The sequence below is a fragment of the Gemmatimonas groenlandica genome (assembly GCF_013004105.1).
Taxonomy (GTDB): domain Bacteria; phylum Gemmatimonadota; class Gemmatimonadetes; order Gemmatimonadales; family Gemmatimonadaceae; genus Gemmatimonas; species Gemmatimonas groenlandica.
The window spans coordinates 4,110,941-4,126,136 of the sequence record NZ_CP053085.1 but is presented as its reverse complement, the minus strand read 5'-3'; the positions used below and the strand labels follow the sequence as shown (position 1 = coordinate 4,126,136).

General features: G+C 64.9%; 16 protein-coding genes. 7 read left to right on the top strand and 9 right to left on the bottom strand.

What is annotated here, in order from left to right; translation table 11 throughout:
• Positions 1-13 precede the first annotated feature (13 nt).
• Entirely contained in the window at positions 14-1,447 is a 1,434-nt protein-coding gene (locus HKW67_RS17640) for a DUF3300 domain-containing protein (RefSeq protein ID WP_171226642.1), read from the bottom strand.
• 211 nt (positions 1,448-1,658) lie between these two features.
• Here HKW67_RS17640 and HKW67_RS17635 point away from each other — a divergent pair, with 211 nt between their 5' ends.
• Positions 1,659-2,204, top strand: coding sequence for a DUF4256 domain-containing protein (locus HKW67_RS17635; protein ID WP_171226641.1), 546 nt, complete (start codon positions 1,659-1,661; stop codon positions 2,202-2,204).
• A gap of 18 nt (positions 2,205-2,222) precedes the next feature.
• Here the strand turns inward: HKW67_RS17635 and HKW67_RS22560 are convergent, their stop codons facing one another.
• Together HKW67_RS22560 and HKW67_RS17630 are read right to left on the bottom strand one after the other, a co-directional pair.
• Positions 2,223-2,351, bottom strand: a complete 129-nt coding sequence (locus HKW67_RS22560; protein WP_269141202.1) for a hypothetical protein — start codon at positions 2,349-2,351, stop codon at positions 2,223-2,225.
• Positions 2,348-2,866 carry a ferritin-like domain-containing protein gene (locus tag HKW67_RS17630; protein WP_171226640.1) on the bottom strand — a complete coding sequence of 173 codons (519 nt, stop codon included), beginning with the start codon at positions 2,864-2,866 and terminating at the stop codon, positions 2,348-2,350. Before HKW67_RS17630 ends, HKW67_RS22560 begins: the two co-directional genes overlap by 4 nt.
• A 289-nt stretch (positions 2,867-3,155) precedes the next feature.
• Between HKW67_RS17630 and HKW67_RS17625 the strand changes: the two genes are divergently transcribed.
• Positions 3,156-4,274, top strand: a complete 1,119-nt coding sequence (locus tag HKW67_RS17625) for a hypothetical protein (protein ID WP_171226639.1) — start codon at positions 3,156-3,158, stop codon at positions 4,272-4,274.
• A 10-nt stretch (positions 4,275-4,284) separates the two neighbouring features.
• The gene (locus HKW67_RS17620; RefSeq protein ID WP_171226638.1) at positions 4,285-4,716 is read left to right on the top strand and encodes a type 2 periplasmic-binding domain-containing protein; all 432 of its coding nucleotides are present in this window, start codon (positions 4,285-4,287) and stop codon (positions 4,714-4,716) included.
• A gap of 89 nt (positions 4,717-4,805) precedes the next feature.
• Here the strand turns inward: HKW67_RS17620 and HKW67_RS17615 are convergent, their stop codons facing one another.
• From HKW67_RS17615 to HKW67_RS17605, 3 genes are read right to left on the bottom strand one after another with little or no spacing between them, the layout of a single operon-like run.
• On the bottom strand, positions 4,806-5,234 hold the full coding sequence (locus tag HKW67_RS17615; RefSeq protein ID WP_171226637.1) for a TA system VapC family ribonuclease toxin: 429 nt from the start codon (positions 5,232-5,234) through the stop codon (positions 4,806-4,808).
• Positions 5,234-5,491, bottom strand: a complete 258-nt coding sequence (locus HKW67_RS17610; RefSeq protein ID WP_171226636.1) for a hypothetical protein — start codon at positions 5,489-5,491, stop codon at positions 5,234-5,236. The genes HKW67_RS17615 and HKW67_RS17610 overlap by 1 nt, the downstream gene beginning before the upstream one ends.
• 32 nt (positions 5,492-5,523) lie before the next feature.
• Entirely contained in the window at positions 5,524-6,333 is an 810-nt protein-coding gene (locus HKW67_RS17605) for a glucose 1-dehydrogenase (RefSeq protein ID WP_171226635.1), read from the bottom strand.
• 74 nt (positions 6,334-6,407) lie between these two features.
• Here HKW67_RS17605 and HKW67_RS17600 point away from each other — a divergent pair, with 74 nt between their 5' ends.
• Entirely contained in the window at positions 6,408-7,016 is a 609-nt protein-coding gene (locus tag HKW67_RS17600; protein WP_171226634.1) for a TetR/AcrR family transcriptional regulator, read from the top strand.
• A gap of 3 nt (positions 7,017-7,019) precedes the next feature.
• Here HKW67_RS17600 and HKW67_RS17595 read toward each other — a convergent pair whose 3' ends face one another.
• Complete coding sequence (locus tag HKW67_RS17595) at positions 7,020-9,398, bottom strand: ABC transporter permease (RefSeq protein ID WP_171226633.1); 2,379 nt, start codon at positions 9,396-9,398, stop codon at positions 7,020-7,022.
• Positions 9,391-10,119 (bottom strand): ABC transporter ATP-binding protein, encoded by a 729-nt coding sequence (locus HKW67_RS17590; RefSeq protein ID WP_171226632.1) that lies wholly within the window; start codon positions 10,117-10,119, stop codon positions 9,391-9,393. The genes HKW67_RS17595 and HKW67_RS17590 overlap by 8 nt, the downstream gene beginning before the upstream one ends.
• Before the next feature lie 146 nt (positions 10,120-10,265).
• Here HKW67_RS17590 and HKW67_RS17585 point away from each other — a divergent pair, with 146 nt between their 5' ends.
• Genes HKW67_RS17585 through HKW67_RS17575 form a run of 3 tightly spaced genes read left to right on the top strand, consistent with a single transcriptional unit; the run spans position 10,266 to position 12,684 of the window.
• Positions 10,266-10,877: a hypothetical protein gene (locus HKW67_RS17585; RefSeq protein WP_171226631.1), complete on the top strand. Its 612-nt coding sequence runs from the start codon at positions 10,266-10,268 to the stop codon at positions 10,875-10,877.
• Positions 10,817-11,938, top strand: a complete 1,122-nt coding sequence (locus tag HKW67_RS17580; protein WP_171226630.1) for a sensor histidine kinase — start codon at positions 10,817-10,819, stop codon at positions 11,936-11,938. The genes HKW67_RS17585 and HKW67_RS17580 overlap by 61 nt, the downstream gene beginning before the upstream one ends.
• Positions 11,935-12,684: a LytR/AlgR family response regulator transcription factor gene (locus HKW67_RS17575; protein ID WP_171226629.1), complete on the top strand. Its 750-nt coding sequence runs from the start codon at positions 11,935-11,937 to the stop codon at positions 12,682-12,684. Before HKW67_RS17580 ends, HKW67_RS17575 begins: the two co-directional genes overlap by 4 nt.
• Positions 12,685-12,697: 13 nt before the next feature.
• On the opposite strand, the gene HKW67_RS17570 is transcribed toward HKW67_RS17575, so the two are convergent.
• Entirely contained in the window at positions 12,698-15,133 is a 2,436-nt protein-coding gene (locus HKW67_RS17570) for a TonB-dependent receptor (protein WP_171226628.1), read from the bottom strand.
• Positions 15,134-15,196: the final 63 nt, after the last annotated feature.

The window sequence follows — 15,196 nt, the reverse complement described above, 5'->3', positions numbered from 1 at the left end:
AGGCAGTCGTCCACTACTCTCCGCGGCGCTCGCGACTCCCGCGATTCCCGTCGGACGGATTTCGCGGTTGAGCCGAACGCGTCGGCGCGCTCTGCGGCTCCGACGGCCGCGCCTGCGGCGCAGACTGCGGCGGCGCCTGCCGGGCCTCGCGCTCCGGCGCACGTGGCTGCGGCGCACGCTCGGCCCGTCCGTCGCCGCGACGTGCGTCGTAGCCACGCGACTCGATCCCGCGCCCATCGCTTCCGCGCGCCTCGCTACCGCGAGACTCGTTCGACCCCGTACCGGCCGTCACCGTAGGCGCCATCGGTTCCCGCCGACGCTCGCTCGCCATCGGCTGCCCCAGCATGACGCCATTGCCGAGCGACCCACCCCGTGTCGCGTCACCCCGCCCTTCGTCGCGCCGGTCCGCGTCACGTTGCGGTCCGTTGCGATATCCCTCCGGCGACGCCGAACCGCTTTCCGAACGCGGCTGCGCGGTGCGGTAGATGCTCACGCCGTTGCTGACTTCACGGGTGCGTCCATCGCTGCGCCCGTCACGGTACCCATCCCGGTATCCATCCCGATTACCATCCCGACGCGAATCGAAGTACACGTCGCGGTGATAGCCGGCGTAGCGATCCACGTTGCGGTAGTCGACCACGCGATAGCGGATGTCGCGATTCACGTACACGTCCCGATAGCGCGGGCTGATGTAGATGTTCGTGACTTGGATGAACGGACGCGCGCGTGCCCGCCATCCGCCGCCGTACCCCACGTACCGGTCATCCCAGCCGTTGTAATACACCGAGCGGCGACCCCAATCGAGATCGTAGTTCAGCCAGCCTCCGATGGGGAAACCCACACCGAACGACCAATACCGGCTGGAAAATCCGGTGGCAAAAATCGGTCGCGTGTACACCAGCACCGGGTCGTACACCGGCACGTAGATCACACGCGGTTGCGCTGGCACAATCACGTAGTTGTTCGACTCGCGCATCACCTGCTGCTGCGCGGTCGACAACAGATTGCCCTGCGTGTCGGCAAGGCGGCGCATGCGCTGCACGGCCGCCATGACCTCGCTCGACTGATACGCGTACGCTCGACCGAGTGTAGCCGTCCAGTCGCCCTTGTCGGCCATCATATTCAGCGCCGACTGATAGTGCGCGACCGATTTCACGCTCACATCCCACGGCTGATCGTCGATGGCGGCCGTGCCGTGCTCACGGACCCACTGGGCCGCGTCCGCGACCTGATCGGGGAAGGTGGCGGCCACCAGCACCTGGGCCAGCAGCGCGTCCGGGTACAGGGCAATCGGACCGACGAGATTGTCGAGCTGGCTTTCGGTGTACCGCGTCGCGTCGAATGTGGTGTTCAGCTGCGGAACGACGACCTGTGCGGTGAGCGGCACGAGGGGCGTGGCGGCTGCCAGCGACAGCGCCAGCAAGGGAACGTACGAAGGACGGGACATGGTGCCGCTCCGGCAGGGGAACCAGCAGGTACACGAACAGAGCTCACATTCGACGTGAGGTGCAGGATTCGTACCTCAACTGTTGCGCTGCGAAGTGCGTTGTATCACAACGACTTGACCCTCGCGTTTCATTTCCGAGGGGCGTAAGGTATCCTCGATTCAGGACACCGCCCTCATCGAAAGTGGACAGCCCTTCGCCCCTCGGGACACTATGAACGCGAAAGATCGGGACGCTTTACTGACTACCCTCGAAGCACGATTTGCCGCCAACATGCGCCGTCATGCCGGCGTGGCATGGACACCGGTGCGCGCGGCGCTGACCAAGAATGCGGCCGCCCTGAGCACGTTGCATGCGATGGAGGCAACGGGCGGCGAACCTGATGTCGTGCGGCTCGACGCGACGTCAGCCGGATATACCTTTTGCGATTGTGCCCCGGAAAGCCCGATTGGCCGGCGCAGCTATTGCTACGACCAGGCCGCGCTCGATTCCCGGAAAGAGAACAAGCCGGCAGCCAGCGCAATGGCGGTGGCCGCCGACATGGGCGTCGAGCTCCTCACTGAAGCGCAGTACCGCGCGCTCCAGGAGTTTGGCGAGTTCGATCTCAAAACCTCGAGCTGGATCAGCACCCCGAGCAGCATTCGAACGCTCGGCGGTGCGCTGTTCTGCGATCGTCGGTATGACACGGTGTTCGTGTATCACAACGGCGCCTCGTCGTACTACGCCGCGAGAGGATTCCGCGGCGTGCGGCGGATCTGACGTCGACGTAGCGCGTGTCTAGCGGAAAATATCAAAACTGCCAAGCAGCCACCACAACAGCGCGAAGATCAGGAGCGTGGTGAAGCAACCACCGCCGAGCTTTTTCGCGCCCCATCCGGCGGCGACGCCGCGTAACAGCTTGCTCATCGCGACGTGTCCGACATCTCGTTGTCAGGAACAATCGCGTCCACGTTGACCGAGAGCGCGAGCTCGGTCAGCAACAAATCAGTGGCCTGCTCTTCGTCTAGCGTTTGCTGCAACAGTTCGGCCTGTTTCTGAAAGCCGAGCAGTTGCGCGTACGTGCGCGCGGTGCCGTACCCCGCCATCTCGTAGTGCTCGACATGCTGGGCACTCGAGATCAGACCAGCGTCGAGCACCTCCGGATTCGCATCTTCCTTGAGCAGATCCGCGCCCTCGGCCACGAGTCCTTCCATGCCCTTGCAGTGCTTCCCCTTCGGGCTGATGCCGAGTTCGGTGAAGATCTCCTCCAGACGCAGAACATGCTCTTCCGTCTGCGCGAGATGCGTCGCGAACGCCTCCTTCACCTTCGGACTCGTCGCGCCTTTGTGCAACTTCGGCAGCGCCTTGAGAATCTGGTGTTCTGCGCTGTAGAGATCGCGCAAGCCTTCAACGTACAGCTCGTGCAGCGATGCGAGTTCCATGATGCGGTCCCTCAGGGGTTGGAATGCAGCCTCACTCGTCGGTGAGCAGCCAGGATGAACGGCAGAAGCATCATCCGTGCCCACGAGGTGCACCGTGTGACGTGGGCCGCACCGGACCGCCACACAGGACCGTCACTACGGGACGAGTGGTTACATACCACGTGTGCTACTCGTCACATGAATGCCGCGCGCGTTCGCAGCGCGGATGTAGACAATGAATTGCTGTCGGGTGGTGCACCGGACGCACGGTGCAGCCCACACTTCTCTCCGGATCCTAGGACGAACTCTCGTGATCGTGAAACACCTCGGCCTCGTCGCGTCTGTCGCGGCGGGAATGTCATTGGTCATCGCCACAAATTCCGCTGCGCAGGGACTCGACGAGCGACTCGCCATCCACGCATCGTTGAACGCAGGCTACGGTAAGTCCAGTGATCTTCCCGTTCTCGGAATTCCAAAAGAGGGAACGGCGGACTATCGCATCATGACGCTGCAGTTCCGCTATGCGCTGTCGGACAACGACGCGTTCGTGACGCAGTTTCTCAATCGTCGCCTCGGGTCATCGCCGCTGGCCGGCGTGTTGAACGACCTTACCACACAGCTGGCCTTCTGGCAGCACCGCGAAGGCGCCGTCACCTTCAAGGTCGGTCGCAACCCGTTGGCGCGCGGCCTGCTCAACGAGGTGCGCTATATCGGCACCGTCCTCCCGTTCTTCCGCGTGCCCTTCGAGATCAGCGGCGATGCCTTTGACGCCGTGGACGGCATCGTGGTGTCGTCACGCCGCAATCTGGGCAGTGGGTTCAGCGTGGAAGGGATCGGGCACTTCGGGGCGAGCGAGAACCGATCGGTGCGAGCCACGGCCACCGAGCTGACGGTACGTACCTCGCGCGCCCACAACATGGTTGGTGCGCAAGGCTACCTCGATGCACCCGGCGGCGTACGTCTGGGTCTCTTCGCCAACAAGTATGAGCGGCGCACGCCAACCCAAAACGGCTTCCGCAACTTCGTCGCCTATTCCGGACAGATTGATCGGCCCTTCGGCACCCTGCGCGCCGAGCACTTCCGGGAGTCCGGCGAGTCACCGGGATCGGATCTCAAGAGCGCGTACGTGCAAGGTATCGCCAAGGTGCACAGCCGGGCTCACCTCGCGGTCGAGCACATCCGGCAGGAGCAGCGCGTGTTCTTCACCGACACACGGCTGAATACGGACATCCCGTCCGTTCGCGAAACCGGCGCGGCGATCAATCTCTTTGGCCCCGTCGGCACGGTGATGAAGTTCGAACACCGCTGGCGCAAGGGATACACCTACGACGCCTTCGTGTCGCCCACCACACAGGTCGGCAACACGGTCACCGTGAATCCGGCGCGTTCCACGAATTACTGGCTGGCGTCTGTCGCCATGTCCTTCTGAGGAGATGAGCATGCATCGCATTCTCCGTACGCTCGTCGTCGCCCTCGTCGCGACGGTGGCCAGCACGTCATCGCTCGCGGCTCAGGACTTCAAGGTCATCGTCAACAGCGCCAACCCCACGAGCGAGCTCTCGATCGACGCCACGTCCAAGCTGTTCCTCAAGCAGTCGGCGAAGTTCGCGAGCGGCACGGCGGCACAGCCGGTTGATCTGGCCAAAGCCAGCGCCGTTCGGGCTGCATTCAGCAAGGCGGTGCTGGGCCGTCCGAGTTCAGCGGTCGAGACGTATTGGCAGCAGCAAATCTTTTCAGGCAAGGATGTCCCGCCGCCCGCAAAGGCCTCTGATGATGATGTTATCGCGTTCGTGAAGGCCAATCCGGGCGCGATCGGCTATGTGAGTGCCGGCGCGTCCACCGCTGGCGTGAAAGTGATTGACGTGAAGTAGCGGTTCGCTTCACGAAGGCACTGGTCGTTCACAGCCGTACGAGATGCGCATCGCATCCGTGCGGCTGTGGTGCATTCGCCAGCGCAACGTCAGAGCACGACCAGCGAGGCGGCGGTGGCCCCGCGTACGGCATCGACGGCAATCGACCGGTCAAACGTGACCAGCACACCGCCGTGCCTCACGGCGAGCGCCAACAAATAGACATCGGTCAGTTGCCGCGGTCCGTGAATGCGTGTCGTGTCGAATAGCTGATCGTCGAGTACGCTGACGTCGTCGGCCCAAAACTCATGAACGGACTCGAGGCTTGCACGACGCAGCTTTCCGACGATGTCCACGACCGCATGTGCGCCGGGATAACCAGGATGACTCATGATCCGCACGCATCCGTTTTGCGTGATGGGACAAGAGGCCCAGCCATTGACCGCATTCGCCGCGAACCAGGCGACTGCCGCGTGATGCGAGATGTGATCCGCATCGAACAACGCGATGAGCACGTTCACATCGAGCAAGGCGCGCATCAGTACGCGTCGTCCTGTCGGAGTCGGTAGATCAGGTCATTTGTAACGACAGCGCCGCGCGACGCGAAGGGCTGCACACCGTAGATGGCAGGCGGCTCGTGAACCGCCGACGGCGCGAGCCCCGACGACTCGCGAGGCGCCGTGAGCGCCTGCCGCATCAACTCCGAGACGACCTGCCCCATGGACTTGTGCTCGCGCTTAGCACGCTCCTTCGCCGCCGCGAGCACATCATCGGCAATATCAAGGGTGGTTCGCATAGGGTGATGTTAACGCATCACGCACCAGATGTCTAATTATTGATCCGCGCGGGTGCGGCCACAGTGCCCGCCAACAGCCCGCCGTCGATGTTGAACTCGCCGCCGGTGCAATACGCCGACTCTTCGCTGGCGAGATAGGCCACCAACGCCGCCACCTCCTCGGGGGCGCCAAAGCGTTGGAGCGGCGTGCCGGCGACCGCGGCGGCGATGTTGGCATCGCGATCGGGACCGGCGCCCAACATCGGCTCCCACATTGGCGTCAGCACCGCCGCGGGCTGCACCACGTTGCAGCGAATCCCGAGGCCCTGCTCGGCGCACCAGAGTGCGACCGACTTGGTGTGATTCCGCACCCCCGCTTTGCTCGCCGCATACGCCGCCGCGCCGGGGATGCCCACCACGCCGGACCGTGAGCCAATGTTGATGATGCTGCCGCCACCCGCGGCACGCATGACCCCAATGGCCGCTTGGCAGCCGAGCATGACCCCTTCGAGATTCGTGGCCATCACCGCGCGCCAGGCCGCGAGCGACACATGCTCCGGATCGTGCGCGCCGGGATGCGACTCGAATCCGGTGATGCCAGCGTTGTTCACCAGCACATCGAGCCGGCCATGCCGTTGCACGCACTCGCCGACCACGCGCGCCCAGTCTGACGCCTCTCGCACGTCGAGACGCCGATACACGGCGCATGCGCCGAGTTCCTGGGCCGCCAGCGCGCCGTCGTCATCGCGGAGGTCCGTCAACACGACCTGGGCGCCTTCGTCCACCAAGCGACGCGCCACCGCCAGCCCGATCCCTCTCGCCGCGCCGGTCACCAGCGCCACCCGTCCTGTGAGTCGCTGCATCACGATCTCCGTTTGTAAATAGCCATACACTAACACGTGCTTGATAGTGAATAGCTATTTACTTATTGTCAAGCATGTCCCGCCCCCGCCTGGTCTCCGACCACGACGTGTTCACCGCCTTCGATGCAGCGATTGCCGAACACGGCCCCAACGGCGTGACCCTCGGACTCGTCGCGCAGCGGCTGGGCGTCACGGCACCCGCTCTCATCCGTCGTTTCGGATCGAAGCAGGGGCTGTTCGCGGCATTCATGCAGCAGCAGTTGGCGGCGCAGCCGGACATGCTGCGCGCGCTCGTGGATGCTCAGGCCGATCCGATGCAAGCGCTGCTCGCGCTCAGCGGACACTCGCGCCCGTACAGCGTGAAACGGACGGCATACCTGCGTCATCTGGCCAGCTTCTTTCTGCAGCTGGCCGACGACCCCACGTTGGTGCCCGTCATCGCGAAATGGTTTGAGGGCGAACGACGCTGGATTACCGAGCGACTGACCGAGGCGCTCGCCGCGAGCGCATTGCGGCCCGAGACGCCCGTCGCCGATCTCGCGCGCACCCTGCAGGCCGCATTGCATGGCGCGCGGCTGCAATGGGCCACCGGCGGCAAGGGCACGGAGAGCACGTGGAGCCGGCGAGAGATGGACGCGGTGCTGGCGCCGTGGCGGAAGCATGCCAGCCAACGCACGCCGTAGCGCCTACTCGTACGCCAGCGCCGCCGCAGTTGGTACACGCATCGCCCGCATCGCCGGCCAGGCGCACGCCGCCACCGACACGACCGTCACCAGACCCAGCCAAATGACCACGCCGATCGCGTCGGGCGCATAGCGGGCGGGAACCGGCAGCATGATCCGAGTGAACGCTTCCCCGAGCGCGAGGCTCATGGGCACCGAGAGGGGGATCGCGACCAGCCAACTCAGCAGCCCGATCGTCAGTCCTTCAACTTGCACCAGCGCGAAGATTGACCCGTGCCGCGCGCCGATCGCGCGGAGCACACCGATCTCACGCGTCCGCTCCAGCACGGCGAGTCCCATCGTCGAGGCGAGCGCGAGTCCGCCCACGAGTATCATCACCCACCCCATCACGCCGAGAAACGACACGACCATGAGCAGATGGTCGTCGACGCCTCGCTTCGCCTCCGACAGCATCGTACTCGCGCTCACCACCTGTCCATGCTCCGCCAGCGCCGTCCGCAAGCGGGCAATCAAATCGAGCCGCGATGCCTCGCCCTCGTACGCACTCTTCACCACGAGCGACGCTCCGCTGGCTGCTCCGCTGGCTGCTCCGCGGACACCCAGTATCTCGCTCACCGCTTCGCGCGACGCGTACGCCGACACGCTGGGCCCGCCACTCGCGACGCCGACGATCGTCCAGGGTGCGACCGTGCCGTTGACCATTAACGGCACCTGCATTCCCACGCGCAGCTGCGGTTCGGCACGTTGCAATGCGAGCCCGATGACGAGAGCACGCTCGTCGTCCGCACGAAGCCAGCGCCCCTCCTCCATCTCGGGTTGCAACAAGCGCGTCGCGGCCGGTGGCGCGGTGATCACGAACGTGTTGCCAACGGTACCGTCGCCGTGATCGAGCGACGCACGCACCGCGGTCCACGCTTCCACACCCGCCACACCGTCCACCGCGCGCGCGATCGCTTCGAGTGAATCGGCATTTCCCGCGACCGCCAGGCGCAGCGTGAAGTCGTAGTGGTTCGCGGCAAAGATTGTGTCGGTGACACCGAGCACCGCCGCTCGCAAATTGTTGGCACCGAGGTAGACGGCGCCACCAAGCGAGAGGGTGCCGAGCGTCAGCAGCGTGCGCTGCGTGCGGCGGAAGGTATTGCGCAGCGCGAGCAGGAGGGGACGTGGCAGTCCACGCACGCGCAGTGCGCGCTCACCGAGGCCAGCACCCACGATACCGACGTCACGCAGGGCGTCGTTCACGGGCACACGACAGCCGCGCCACACTGGAAATGCCGCAGCGATCACCGGCAGCAGCACCGCGACACCGACTTCGAGCGTGATCACCCACCACGGCACCGCGTAGCCGCTGAGATCGAAGTTGAGCATCTCGGCCTTGAGCGCCGCGTACTCTCGTCCGGCGATCAACGCGATGGGCACCGCAAGAGCGGCCGCCGCGATGCCAAGGGCGGCGGCCACCGCGAGGTACATCAGGGCCAGCTGATGCGGACGCGCGCCGAGCGCCTTCATCACGCCGATCTCGCGCGTCTGCCCGACCAGCATGGCGGTCACAAGATTGACGACCAGGAACGCACTCAACACCATCGCGAGCACCGCGAACGCAAACTGCGTGTAGAGCAACGAGTCCATCTGCGCCGCATGCATATGCTCCCCTGGCACCGGGACATCGACATCGCGCACCGTGTGTCCCGCGGCTTCGATCGCCGCGCGCAATTTGAACGCGAGCGCACGAACGGCCGCCTGGTCGAGCGACCCATCGACAAGAACCACGCGCAGCTCATTCATCGTATTGGGCACACCGAGCTGCGCGAGTGTTGCGGGTGAGACGAACCCATACAGCACGTGCTCCATCCAGCCGGGCGCGAGGCCAACGTCGCGCGCCACCGCGCGCACGGCAACGGCGGCCGGCGGCGCATCGCCGACGCTCAGCATCACCTCCTCGCCAACGACGGCGCCGGAGAAGTCGAGCGAAGAACGCTCGACCGTCAGCGTGCTATCCGCTGGGGGCGCACCATTCTCCCATGTCACCGCGCCAATGCGTACGGCCTCGCGTGGGTCCACGGTGAACAGCATCGCTGTCACCGTCGCACCACCTACCTGCGCGCGGGCCATGGTCGTGCGTCGGGCCTGCACGTCGCGAACACCCGGGAAGGCGCGCGCGAGCGACAGCATGGAGTCGTCTACCGCGTCGACACGGATCGTCGCCGCCGCAGGGTCGCTGGCCAGATATCCTTCTTTGGTCGCCACTTGCACGAGCGCCCACGCGTTCAGGATCGTTCCGGCGGCGGCAAGACCGGTGGCGATCGCGACGACCACCAGCGCGGTGCGTCCGCCATGTTGCCGAAGATCGCCCAGCGCTTTGCGCCAACGTGGACTAAGCACGGGGCGCGCCTGCGGTGTCGTGCACCACACGGCCGTCAGCGATTGTGATCGCACGATGCGCATGCGCCATCGCAGTCTGCGCGTGCGTCACCAACACCAACGTACGGCCATCGGCGACGATGCGGCCGAACAGCGCGAGCACCGCGTCCGACGTGCGCGAGTCGAGATTGCCGGTCGGCTCGTCGGCTAACAACAGTGGCGGGTCGTTGGCCAGGGCTCGCGCGATGGCCACGCGCTGCTGCTGTCCACCCGAGAGACGCGAGGGCAACTTGTCGGCCTGATCGGCCACGCCCACCGAATCGAGCAGCGCCAAGGCGCGGGCGCGTCGTTCCCGAACGGGCCATCGATCACAGAAATCCATCGGGAGCATGACGTTCTCAGCCACCGAGAGACTGGGCAACAGTTGAAAGAACTGAAACACGATGCCCACTGCGCCCCCGCGCCACGCCGACATGGCCGACTCGCTCAACGCGTGCACCGGCGTGCCGTCTACCACGACGTCGCCGGAACTCGGGCGGTCGATGCCCGCGACCAGCGAGAGCAGTGTGGACTTGCCGCTCCCTGAGTCGCCAACGACGGCGACGAACTCGCCGCGGCCGATCTCGAGGTCGACGTCGACCAGCGCCGTGAAGGCGCCCGCCGCGCTGGGGTACTGCTTGCTCACACCGCGTAGCGCGATGAGCGGGGATTCGGCAACGGAAGTGTTGGGAGGCTGTGGCATGACGGAACAATGCGTTCACCCCGACCCGTCGGGGCGCCGTTCGTCGGGCCCGTTCGACCACTCGGCGATGCCATGACCTTCCACCGACCGCGCGACAGTACTCTCCGTTCGTGACCCATATGCCGTCCATTCGCCCGGAGCCATGTATGATGCGCCCTTTCGCCGCCGCCCTCGTTTCGCTCGTCGTGCTCGCCTCGCCGTCGTTCGCACAACACGGTGGCGGAGCCCCAGGCGGAGCCGCACCCCGCACGCTCTCGGCGGCACCACGCGAGGCGACCCAGTTTGACTTTCTGATCGGACAGTGGGAGGTCACGGTGACGCCCAAGGCCACCACCCTCGCCACCCGCATCCATGGGGTGCCCAAGTTGAGCGCCGTCTGGAAGGCGTGGCGTGCGATGGATGGCTTCGGCATCGAGGACGAACTCCGCATTGTGGACGGCTCCGGCAATCCCAATGCCTTCCTGCGCACCACGCGCCTCTTCGATGCCGCGCAACGCGTGTGGTCGCAGATGTCGCTCGATGTGTATCGGGCGCGCTTCACTCCCGCGACCGCCACGTGGGCGAACGGCGAGATGCAGATCCGCAGCGCGGGTCGCGACGCCGATGGTTCTGCGTATGTTCAGCGGGTGCGCTTCTACGACATCACACCCACGAGCTTCAAGTATCAGGCCGACCGCTCCACGAACGGGGAGAAGTCGTGGGAGACGGCCGTTCTCCGGATGACCGCCCGTCGCGTCGCGGCGACCGCGCCGCGATGACGGCCGCTGCGCCCGCGCGCGCCGACACCTACCGCGCGCGCGGCTGGTTCTCGCTCCAGCTGGCGATCGGCTGGCTGCCCGTGCTCGCGCTCTATGCGGCTACGATGTCCGTGGTGCACGGTGTCCCGCTGGCGCGCGCGCTCGTCGTCTCGACCAGGGCCATCGTTGGCGCGGCGCTGCTTGGTGTGGTCGTACTGCGCTTCGTGGGGCGCACGCCGTGGCCTCGACCGGTCCGACCCGGATTCATCCTGTTGCAGGTGTGCGCGGCCATCGGGTTCTCCGTCGCCTGGGTGGTGCTTTCGAACATTGTGGAGAGCATCGCGCGCGGCGCCATCGTGCTGACCGCACCGCCCTTGGTGGCCCCGTTTCTCCTGCTCGGTGTCTGGCTGTATGTGGCGGTGGCCGGCGTGTCGTACGCCGTGCAGGCGACGGACCGCGCGGCGCACGCCGAGGCGGCTGCCGTGCGCGCGCAACTCGCGGCGCTGCGCGGCCAACTCAATCCGCATTTCCTCTTCAACGCGCTGCACAGTGTCGTTCACCTGATCCCGGTGGCGCCCGATCTTGCGGCTGACAGTGCCGAGCGGTTAGCTGCGCTGCTGCGCACCGTGCTCGAGGAGAACCGTGATCGCGTCACACTCCAGGAAGAGCGCGCGTTCGTATCGCGGTACGTGGAACTCGAACAGGTACGATTTGGCGAGCGACTCGTGGTGCAGTGGGACGTACCGCAGGAGGCGTCTGCGCTGTTCGTACCGGCGTTCGCACTGCAAACGCTGGTCGAGAACGCCGTCCGGCACGGAGCCGCGTCGCGCGTGGACCCCACGAAGATCACGGTGTCAGCGCAGCGGAACGGCACGACGCTTACGCTGACCGTGGCAGACGATGGTGCCGGCGCAGATTTGTCGGCACCCCCGGACAGCGGCCGCACCGGACTGCGCAGGCTGCGCGAACGGCTCGATGCGCTGTACGGCTCACGCGCCGCACTGACGTGTGAGAGTCGTCCTGGAGCAGGCTTCACCGCGCGCGTGTCCTTGCCTGCTGACGATGCGGACGATGTCGCATGAGCATCGACCGTCGCATCCGGGTAGTGATCGCCGACGACGAGGCCATCGCCCGCGCTGGACTCCGACGCATGCTCGGCGCCTTCGACTGGATCGACGTAGTCGGTGAGGCGGCGCACGGACTCGCGGCGATCGAGACGATCGAACGGCTGCAACCCGAGCTCGTCTTCCTCGATATCCAGATGCCTGGACTGCTCGGGACCGAGGTGCTCGGGCGCCTCACCAAGAATCCCTTCGCCGTCTTCACGACGGCGTATGCGGAGCACGCCGTCACGGCGTTCGAACTTGGCGCGGTAGACTACCTGCTGAAGCCATTCGGCGCCGCGCGACTCACCGCGACGCTCGATCGAGTTCGTGTCGCGTTGGGCGAACCCTCGGCCGATAGCCCCGGAGATCGGCTTGGCGAAATCCTCGGCAAGGGGCCGCTTCGGCGGCTCTTCATCCGCACTGGAAGCGCCATCGTACCGCTGCCGGTGTCGGATGTGCGCTGGTTCGAGGCCGATGGAGATTACGTGATCGCGCACGTCGAGCGTGGTCGCCACGTGCTGTCACTCTCGCTCGCACGGCTCGAAGCGCAACTCGACCCCAAGCGCTTCGTGCGCATTCATCGCGCCCATCTCGTGAATCTCGACCACGTGCTCGCCTTTCGCAGCCATGGCAAGGGCGGCATGGTCGCCGAATTGCGCGGCGGCGAGCTACTCGCGGTCAGCCGCGTGCGGGCGCAGGAACTGCGGCGACTGGGTGTGTAGTGTCTCGAGGCTACTAGAACTTCCAGCTGTAGCCCACCCGGACCACCTGCGTCTCCAGGTAGTCCGTGCTCACCAGGCGAAAGTTCGTCCCGCGGATAGTGCGCTCGGCCTGCATGGTGTTCAACAGGTCGGTCGCATTCACCACGATCTCGCCGCGGCCCTGCTGGACGCTCTTCTTCATGCCGAGATCGAGCGAATAGCGGCTCCCGATGCGTCCCTGCGGCAAGAGATCGGGAGCGAGATAGACTTGGGAGATCTGCGTCTGCCAATCATGCGGCAGCTTGATCGTCGCGTTCAGCTTGCCGTTTCCCGACGTGAGCGTTTGACGTTCCGCCGCATACAATACCGGGACCGGATACTGATTGACAACCGCGAAGGCGTCGATGTTTCGGCGAAACGCGTTGGCATTGGCGCTCAGTGACAGACGCCGCGAGATCGTCTGCTGCCACACCACCTCCGTACCCGTGCTCCGGCTGCGTCCACCATTCTGGAAGACGTTGTACAGCAGCACGCTGCCGGGCGCCTGCGTGGCGATGCGGGTGATGGTGCCGTCAACGATACGATGATACGCCGAGGCGTACACGCTGCCCTTCGACCAGCTGGTTTTGTAGCCCAGCTCGGACGACGTGGAGTACTGCGGCTGCAACGCGGGGTTGCCGACCTTGATCAGCTCCGGCTCGTCGTACTTGGGGAAGATGCGGATGTCGACTTCGTTGGGGCGATCGACGCGCCGGTTGAAGAACAGCGACAGCTTGTTCGCGTCGTCGAACTTGTAGGCCGCGCGCACATTCGGAAATGGCTGGAAGTACCGATATCCATCACTCTTGTAGGTGTTGTGATCGGGGTTCACATCGTAGTCCACCTGCACCTGCTCGAACCGGACTCCACCCTCGAGCTCAACGCGCTGACTCTCGAACACATAGGTGCCGTAGAGTGCGGGAATCGTCTCGCGATAGGTGGCCCACCCACCGGCACCGGTGTCGAGCGGTGAGTTCCGGCCGGCGAAGAACTGCATGTTCACCGGGATCGAACGGTACCGCCCCTTGAAGCCGGCCTCCACGCGCCCCTGCTTCAGCGGCTTCGTGTAGTCGGCGTTGAAGTCCACCACGTGCTCGTCCGACAGCAACTTGAACGCATCCGTGCCGACGAAACTCGGTACGGTGTTCGTGAAGAAGTACTTCTCGTCTTCCCGATGAAACGAGTAGTTGCTGGTGAACACGAGTGAGTGTCCCGGCTCCTGAAACTTGTGCGTGAGCACCGCCGAGCCGAACGCCGTGTACTTCACTTCGTCTTCAAGGAACTGCCACAGCCGGTACCGATTCTGCAGCGTGCCGCTGAAGTACGGATTGTCGCCGTTGTCGAGAATCTTCTCACGGTTGAACAGCCCGGACACGCTGAACGTGTTGCGCTCATCGAACGTGTGGTCGACTCCGCCGTTGAGCGTCGCATAGTCGGTGCGCCGGTTACGCTTGATCTGCTGAATGATCACCGTGCCGTCGTCGTACGTGCGCGTCGAGAACTCGTTCTTGTTCAGCGTGGGCGAGTACAGCCAATCGGCCTGCAGAAAGCTGTTGGTGGCGCCCTTGCGATAGTTCACGGCAACCGACGGATTGAACTTCGGGGTGCCCTGATACTGCGGCCGAATGGTGGGCAGGTTCTCCTTCTTTACCCACAACGCACCCGCGCCGCCCATCACGCCGATCTTGCCGTTGAATCCTTCCTGCTCCTGCTTCTTGAAAATCAGGTTGATGATACCGGCGCTGGCATTCGCGTCGAACTTGGCCGAGGGGTTGTTGATGATCTCGATACGCTCGAGGGCCGACGCCGGGAGATTGTCCAGTCCGTTCTGTGATCCGAAGCCGGTGAGCGCGGTCTGCTTGCCGTCGATCAGCACCACCACCTTGTCACTGCCGCGGACCTGCACCTTGCCGTCCTGCGCCACCGTCACACCCGGCAAGGTGGACATCGCCTGCAACACCGAACCACCCGACTGACTGATGTTGTCGGAGACCGTGAACGTCTTCTTGTCCATGGTGCCGGCCACCGCGTCGGCATTCGCGGTCACTTTGACATCGCCGAGCACGCGGACCTCTTTGACCATCAGGATGGCCCCGAGGTCGAGGAACGCGCTCAGTTCACCGATCAGCACCCGTTGACGGATGGGCTGGTAGCCAATCGAGCGAACGACCAGCACGTAGGTGCCCTTCTTGAGCCCCGTGAACGTGAACGCGCCCTGCTCGTTCGTAAGCCGTCCGCTCACGAATGCGCTGTCCTTCTCCGTTTGCATCTGGAGCGTCAGAAACGGCAACGCCGCCTTGGTCTGGGCGTCCTGAACTTTGCCGAAGAGCGTGACGCCGTTGGCAGGCGACTGCGCGAACGCGGCCGGCGTGAATGTGGCCTGCGCCAGACAGAGCGAGAGGATGAGCGACAGCACCGAGCGAAGCGTCATGATTCCGATGACGATAGTGTTGCATGGCACATGCGAATTTCTCGTCCAAAAATAAGGAGAGCG

Excerpts from the sequence above, each read along its gene's own strand:
- HKW67_RS17640 (WP_171226642.1), bottom strand. The coding sequence starts at position 1,447 with ATGTCCCGTCCTTCGTACGTTCCCTTGCTGGCGCTGTCGCTGGCAGCC.
- HKW67_RS17635 (WP_171226641.1), top strand. The coding sequence starts at position 1,659 with ATGAACGCGAAAGATCGGGACGCTTTACTGACTACCCTCGAAGCACGA.
- HKW67_RS22560 (WP_269141202.1), bottom strand. The coding sequence starts at position 2,351 with ATGAGCAAGCTGTTACGCGGCGTCGCCGCCGGATGGGGCGCGAAAAAG.
- HKW67_RS17630 (WP_171226640.1), bottom strand. The coding sequence starts at position 2,866 with ATGGAACTCGCATCGCTGCACGAGCTGTACGTTGAAGGCTTGCGCGAT.
- HKW67_RS17620 (WP_171226638.1), top strand. The coding sequence starts at position 4,285 with ATGCATCGCATTCTCCGTACGCTCGTCGTCGCCCTCGTCGCGACGGTG.
- HKW67_RS17615 (WP_171226637.1), bottom strand. The coding sequence starts at position 5,234 with ATGCGCGCCTTGCTCGATGTGAACGTGCTCATCGCGTTGTTCGATGCG.
- HKW67_RS17610 (WP_171226636.1), bottom strand. The coding sequence starts at position 5,491 with ATGCGAACCACCCTTGATATTGCCGATGATGTGCTCGCGGCGGCGAAG.
- HKW67_RS17605 (WP_171226635.1), bottom strand. The coding sequence starts at position 6,333 with ATGCAGCGACTCACAGGACGGGTGGCGCTGGTGACCGGCGCGGCGAGA.
- HKW67_RS17600 (WP_171226634.1), top strand. The coding sequence starts at position 6,408 with ATGTCCCGCCCCCGCCTGGTCTCCGACCACGACGTGTTCACCGCCTTC.
- HKW67_RS17590 (WP_171226632.1), bottom strand. The coding sequence starts at position 10,119 with ATGCCACAGCCTCCCAACACTTCCGTTGCCGAATCCCCGCTCATCGCG.
- HKW67_RS17585 (WP_171226631.1), top strand. The coding sequence starts at position 10,266 with ATGATGCGCCCTTTCGCCGCCGCCCTCGTTTCGCTCGTCGTGCTCGCC.
- HKW67_RS17575 (WP_171226629.1), top strand. The coding sequence starts at position 11,935 with ATGAGCATCGACCGTCGCATCCGGGTAGTGATCGCCGACGACGAGGCC.
- HKW67_RS17570 (WP_171226628.1), bottom strand. The coding sequence starts at position 15,133 with ATGACGCTTCGCTCGGTGCTGTCGCTCATCCTCTCGCTCTGTCTGGCG.